The 6,494-nt window shown below is 40.1% G+C and carries 5 protein-coding genes; 4 read left to right on the forward strand and 1 reads right to left on the reverse strand.

The window, feature by feature from the left end; all coding sequences use genetic code 11:
- Positions 1-1,057 precede the first annotated feature (1,057 nt).
- From ACO1O5_RS10100 to ACO1O5_RS10115, 4 genes are all read left to right on the forward strand, one after another.
- Complete coding sequence (locus ACO1O5_RS10100; protein ID WP_486269826.1) at positions 1,058-1,642, forward strand: C40 family peptidase; 585 nt, start codon at positions 1,058-1,060, stop codon at positions 1,640-1,642.
- A gap of 104 nt (positions 1,643-1,746) precedes the next feature.
- Entirely contained in the window at positions 1,747-2,313 is a 567-nt protein-coding gene (locus tag ACO1O5_RS10105) for a helix-turn-helix domain-containing protein (RefSeq protein WP_486269827.1), read from the forward strand.
- 91 nt (positions 2,314-2,404) lie between these two features.
- Positions 2,405-3,940, forward strand: coding sequence for an Ig-like domain-containing protein (locus ACO1O5_RS10110; RefSeq protein WP_486269828.1), 1,536 nt, complete (start codon positions 2,405-2,407; stop codon positions 3,938-3,940).
- An 88-nt stretch (positions 3,941-4,028) separates the two neighbouring features.
- On the forward strand, positions 4,029-6,005 hold the full coding sequence (locus ACO1O5_RS10115; RefSeq protein ID WP_486269829.1) for an OmpA family protein: 1,977 nt from the start codon (positions 4,029-4,031) through the stop codon (positions 6,003-6,005).
- Between the two features lie 227 nt (positions 6,006-6,232).
- Here ACO1O5_RS10115 and ACO1O5_RS10120 read toward each other — a convergent pair.
- Positions 6,233-6,494, reverse strand: a 262-nt coding sequence (locus ACO1O5_RS10120) for a hypothetical protein (protein WP_486269830.1), incomplete at its 5' end; no start/stop codon positions are given.

Here is a 6,494-nt window from a genome sequence, read left to right on the forward strand (position 1 = left end):
AGCTTGGGAACTTTTTTTGTCATAAACCCCTTGCCTGCTTTTCTTCAAACTTCCCATATTCCTTTTGGAGTAATACTACTCATAATTATATTCTGCTTTTTGCACCTTCTATCTATTTTATCAGCCTTTCTTTCTATCACTGAATCTCAATCCTCTCCTTTACAACTCCTGTTTAGCAAAACTACTTTCATTTCTTCAAAAGGTCTCCGCCAGGTTTCAGTGTGCCACATTATTTAGGTATGATATATATCATCCTATTTTAGTTAATTGATCATTAAAACATAAACGAAAAATTCCAGGATTGCATTTGATTTGAGGAAGTTTAGGTGAGGGGGTATTCGCTGCTTGAATTTGCTCTCATAGTCAGAGATGAAAGTGAACCAAATATGCCTGAACCCAAAGGCATGAAACAGGTGAAGACGAAACCACTACGCCACAGTTCGTGGCACACGAAACATCTTTCTATCCGTGAAACAGGTTATTTAAAAACCCAAATTTATCTAACCTGTTTCATAAAATCTGGCTGATGAATAATTGAATAATAATATTCCAAATGGTTTTTGGCAATATGCTACTTATCACTAACAGGAGGCTTAAGGCCTCAAACACAAGCTTGGCTAACGCACAAGGCTATGCGACAAAGCGTGCGCTAAACAAATGAATGCATTTTTATCAGGCCTTATGTTGATAGTGCTCTTAAATAATTAACTATTAGATCTCTGTTTTCTTTAGGAGTAAGCAGTGGAAGCCATCGGTGAATAGTAGCCGTGAAAAAAATAAATTCTATCAATTTCAAAATAAGATTTTCTCCGGGCTTGCGTAATGTAAACTACTGTTCTTACTTAAGATCAAAAAATGCTTGTTTCGTGTGCCACGAACCAGGGCATAGGGGTCTGCCACAAACCTAAAGCCGAATAAAGAAGATATAAATACTTCAGCTGGGTAAAAAGTGAAATCTTTATCTCATTCCTGCGTTAGGTAGGTGGCTTATTCAGCAGGGAAGAAGTATTGCCCTTAAGTCAGATAACTTATGAGGAAGAAAATTTCAATTTTTTTGATGGCAGTATTTTTTTTGATTCCCATATATATGCGTTGTAATAATAATTTCAGTAACGCAACTGTGGTTGTCGACCCGGTAATTAATAATATGAAGGTGTTGACAGATGATTCGGTTGTTGCAGAACCTAAGATAAAACTAATAGTTACCGGCTTGAGTGCTGCCCCTGCATTAATTGCGAACAATAGTAGGGTAGATTCTATAATCGAATTTGCCAGGACACTTATTGGAACACGCTACTTATTTGGCTCTGCTGACCCGTTGCGCGGATTTGATTGCTCTGGTTTCGTTACCTATGTTTTTAATCATTTTAAAATAATTGTTCCAAGATCTTCTATAGGTTTTACAAATGTTGGCCGGGAAATTGCATCAGCAGATTCCAAAAAGGGGGATCTTATTTTATTTACAGGAACTGATCGTGCGGAGAGATTTGTTGGTCACATCGGAATTATTATTTCCAATGAAAACGGGAATATTCAATTTATACATTCATCATCCGGCAAGGCAAAAGGAGTGGTGATAACTCCTTTGAATGATTATTATAAAGAAAGATTTGTAAAGGTGGTAAGGCTTTCAATTATCTAAACTAAGTTATAGAATTCCTATCCTTTGCGTAAAGCACCCTCTATATAACTAACGAAGACATACATTAATTGTTTGTACGGTCTCGCTTAAACCTTAAAAAAAAATTGAAGCTCTATATAAAATATATGGCCAGCATGCGTTGCAAAATGATCGTAAAAGAAGAGTTGAAAAAACTTGGCCTACAATCAGAACATGTAATTGTTGAGCTAGGTATGGTAAATATCCTTGAAGGTATAACAACCAGGCAGCGCCACCAACTGAAAAAAAATCTTTTGAAGACGGGCCTTGAGGTTATGGACAATAAAAAAAGTGTGCTGATAGAGAAAATAGTAAATGTAATTATTCAAATGATTGATAATTCGAATGCATTGCCTCTCACTAACTATTCAGATCACATCAGCGCAAAATTAAAATATGATTACACTTACCTTTCTGGTATATTTTCAGAAGTGAAGGGCGTCACTATACAACACTTTATTATCATCCAAAAAATTGAAAGAGCCAAAGAATTGCTGTTTTATGATGAACTTACTCTTACAGAGATTGCAACCAAACTTCATTATAGCAGTGTCGCCCACTTATCCAATCAATTTAAAAAAGTTACCGGCTTAACGCCATCTTTCTTTAAAGAATTGAAAGAAAGGCGCCATTCCAACTCCAGGAATGAGTGAATGATGTAACTTATCAATGCAAGTGTGTAACTTAATTCTGATGGGTTCATATAGTTTTGTGTTATTATTTTAATAACCTCTAAAACCACCCATGAAAACAACATCTTTCACGATTGAAAGTCTATTGGTACGAATACGTACAAGCTATTCAAAGATTTTTAACATTAAATGGTTTCCCCTGTTACTGTCGCTGGCTTTTGCTGCAGGATGCAAAAAAGTTACGGAACGGCCGGGACTTCCTGGCGTTTGCCCTATAGTAATATCAACCAGCCCATCGGATACTGCTTCAGGCGTTAGTATCAACACCAAAATAATTGTCGAGTTCAACGAGGGCATGAACTCTTCCACAATCAACTCATCAACGTTTACGATTCAACAGGGAATAACAATGATTGCCGGTTTGGTTACTTATTCCGGAAACTCCGCTACTTTTTCTCCTGCAGTTAACCTGGCTCGTAATACGAGTTATACAGGAACCGTTACCACAGGAGCCAAAGACTCTGCCGGTAATGCTATGATAAAAAACTATGTTTGGAATTTTAAAACAGGCGCAGGGCCTGATAATACAGCACCGGTTATTATTTCAACAGACCCTGCTAACGCTGCAACCAATGTTGCACTTGATAAAGGTATCTCGGCTGCCTTCAGTGAAGCAATGGATCCGGTGACTATCGGACCAAACTTTACATTGGCAAATACCACGCTTGGCGGAATACCAATTACGGGAACAATAACTTATTCTGATTCTACTGCCGTCTTTACGCTGTTAAATAACCTGTCACTCAATACAACTTATACGGCAACTATTACAACCGGTGCAAAAGACCTCGCTGGAAATCCGCTGCTTTATAATTACACATGGAGTTTTACAACCGGCAATACTATTATCCCTCCTCCGTTAGGAACCATTGCTAATTTTGGAGTTTTTGGCGGTAATGCAGGTACAACAAACGAAGGTCTAAACACTATAATTAATAATGGAAGTATTGGTACTACTGCTGCGTCCACACTAATTACCGGTTTTCATGACGGCACTATGGGCAGCATTTATACAGAAACACCTCTTAATGTAGGAGATGTAACCGGCGGAATTTACACTGCCCCGCCTGCACCCGGTGATGCCACTTCTTTTGCAATCGCAGTAAAAGGCCTTGACGACGCCAATACGGCCTATAATAATATATCCCCTGCCTCTAAGCCGGGAGGTATTGATCCGGGAGCCGGCGAACTGGGTGGCCTAACGTTGGCGGCCGGTGTTTATAAATCTGCGAGCGGCACATTTAAAATAACAAATGGAAATCTTACGCTGGATGCCAAGGGCGATCCGGATGCCGTATGGATTTTTCAGACAGCAGCAGCCCTCACAGTAGGTATTGCCGGCCCCGCAGGTGCACGAAGCGTGGTATTAATAAACCAGGCCCAGGCTAAAAATGTGTATTGGTATGTAGGAAGTTCAGCTACCATTAATGCAGCAGGCGGCGGTATTATGACAGGAACTATCATCTCTTCAGCAGGCGTAACCTTCTCTACTTCTGGAAATATGGTACAAACTGTATTAAATGGCAGGGCTATCTCACTGGTGGCATCGGTTACCATGGTGAATACAACTATTAATGTACCTAATTAAAAATCAAAAACATTGTTAGTCCGTGTTAACTCTTCAATTTTTTCCTTTAATCCAAATAAATAATACAATTAATTTTCAAAAGACTTTTATGTTTCCATATCATATAATAAAACAAAAATTTGCATTCCTCTTCATTGTCTTCGTTGCCGCAGGAACAATGGTTAATGCCCAACAGGAAAAACGGGTGCAGCCCGTATGGTGGTTCGGCGAATCGGCGGCAGCTAATATTAATTTTTATCGCGGCACCACGCAGATGCTTAACAACAACTTAACCGTTCCAACCGCATTTCATAAAGGAAATGGTGTGAAGCCCTATGTATCGTTGCTAACTGAATACCGGCCCAACAAAGTGTGGGGCGGTATGCTAAATGTAGCATACGATAATCGCGGTGGCAAATTCAGAAGTGTAGTGGCGCCCTGTAATTGTGCCGCTGATTTATCAACCAATATAAGCTCAATTACAGTAGAGCCGAGTTTGCGTGTTGCTCCCTTTTCTTCTGCATTTTACTTATTTGCCGGGCCTACTATCAGTTTTAACCTGGCTAAAACATTTACTTATAAACAGGAAAAGCAAACTGATACAAGGGCTGACTGGAGCGACATACGTAAAACAGTGTTTTCCGCACAGGCTGGCGCGGGTATAGATTTACCTATTTCCAAACCAACAAGTGCAACGCAAATGACGCTTTCGCCATTTGCCTCTTTTCAAACAGACTTAGGCCAGTCTCCCCGTAAAGTAGAATCGTGGTCAATATATACTATTCGTGCCGGTATAGCCCTTAAGTTTGGTACCGGAAAAACAGCAGCTACACCCAAACCGGTTAGCGAACCCATAATTACTTCCGAACCTGTTATTGAAAAGGAAGTTACGTTTTCAGTTCGCGCCCCTAAAGTAATGCCGCAAAAACGACAAGTAAAAGAAACTTTTCCGCTTCTTAACTCGGTATTTTTTGATATGGGTTCAACTGAAATCCCAAGTCGGTATGTACAATTAAACCAGGCACAGGCCGCATCTTTTAAAGAAGATGAACTGCAACAAAGCCAGCCTGATAATTTAAATCATGGACGTTCAGCCAGGCAGCTATCCGTGTACTACAATATCTTAAACATCATAGGTGATCGCCTGCGGGCTAATCCGCAAAGTACAATCACATTAACCGGCTCGTCGGATAAAAACCCTGCTGAGGGTAAAGCCATGGCTGAAACAGTGAAACAGTACTTAATAAGTGTTTTTGGAGTTAGCACCTCGCGTATCAGTACAGAAGGAAGAGATAAGCCGCTTATACCTTCAGAGCAGCCGGGTGGAAGCAGGCAGCTAACCTTATTGCGCGAAGGCGACAGGAGAGTAGATATTATGAGCAACTCTCCGGAACTATTAATGCAGGTAGGAGGAATTACCTCACCGTTTTTAAAACCAGTAGAAATAACAATTGTACAGGAAGATCCATTAGATAGCCACGTTCTTTTTAATGCTGATGGCGCTAATGACCAGTTAAAGTCATGGTCGGTTGATGTAAGGGATGAGCAGGGGAATGTACAACATTACGGTCCATACACAACAGATCAGGCATCTGTACCGGGGAAAACTGTTTTAGGCGGCAACACGCAGGGTAACTATAAAATTGTAATGACAGGTGTAACAAAAAGCGGTCATATTATTACCAAAGAAAGTTATGTTAGTTTAACAAAAACAGGTGATCCAAAGCAGGAAGGATTACGTTATAGTATCTTATTCGATTTTGATAAATCAAAATCAATAGCAAACTATGAGAGTTTCCTTGCTAACGTGGTAACACCCCTGGTTCCCGAAAATAGTATTGTTATTATTCACGGTCATACGGACAATATCGGGGAAGATAAGTATAACCAATCCTTATCTCATGAGCGTGCAACCGGTGCTCAGCAAATCATCGAAGAAGCTCTTTCAAAAGCAGGGAAGAATGGCGTTAAATTTGAAACATATGGCTTCGGTGAAGATGAAGGTATGGCACCATTTGCTAATAAATTTCCAGAAGAGCGCTTTTACAACAGAACGGTAATAATTGATATCGTTCCTGGTAAATAAAGCAGAGTACGTAAACAAAAATCTTTCTTAACATAAGTAAGGAAAAAGCCATCTTCAATTGAGGTGGCTTTTTCCTTAAGGTGAATTAGCGTTAAGTTATATCCTTACTTTATTTATTTCCCGGTGCAATTCGAAGATTACACTTGCCGGGGCGAAAGAAGGGCTAACGGACAAGGATATACGACGCAGATTGCCCTAAAAAACGCGAAATAGCTGGCAGAAAATTCTTACAAACGATAACCTACCCCAAAGCGGAAATTGTCCCGCCTGCCATTATTGCTATCAAAAAATACGTCGTTAAAACTTCCCGTTACACCAACTGAATATTTTACTTCTCCGAACAAATGATGGCTGAAATCATGTTGGGCGCCCGCCTCTGCAGATAGGCCGAGGAGCCTTGACGTACATTCTTTCGTCTTGTCAATTCTATCGATTGCCACATCCAGCTTCGGCCCGGCAAAAATGGAAATTTGCCTGTTTAGCATTTGC

The sequence above is a fragment of the Ginsengibacter sp. genome (assembly GCF_057362405.1).

Coding starts and splice junctions, on each gene's coding strand:
- ACO1O5_RS10100 (WP_486269826.1), top strand. CDS start 1,058: ATGGCAGTATTTTTTTTGATTCCCATATATATGCGTTGTAATAATAAT.
- ACO1O5_RS10110 (WP_486269828.1), top strand. CDS start 2,405: ATGAAAACAACATCTTTCACGATTGAAAGTCTATTGGTACGAATACGT.
- ACO1O5_RS10115 (WP_486269829.1), top strand. CDS start 4,029: ATGTTTCCATATCATATAATAAAACAAAAATTTGCATTCCTCTTCATT.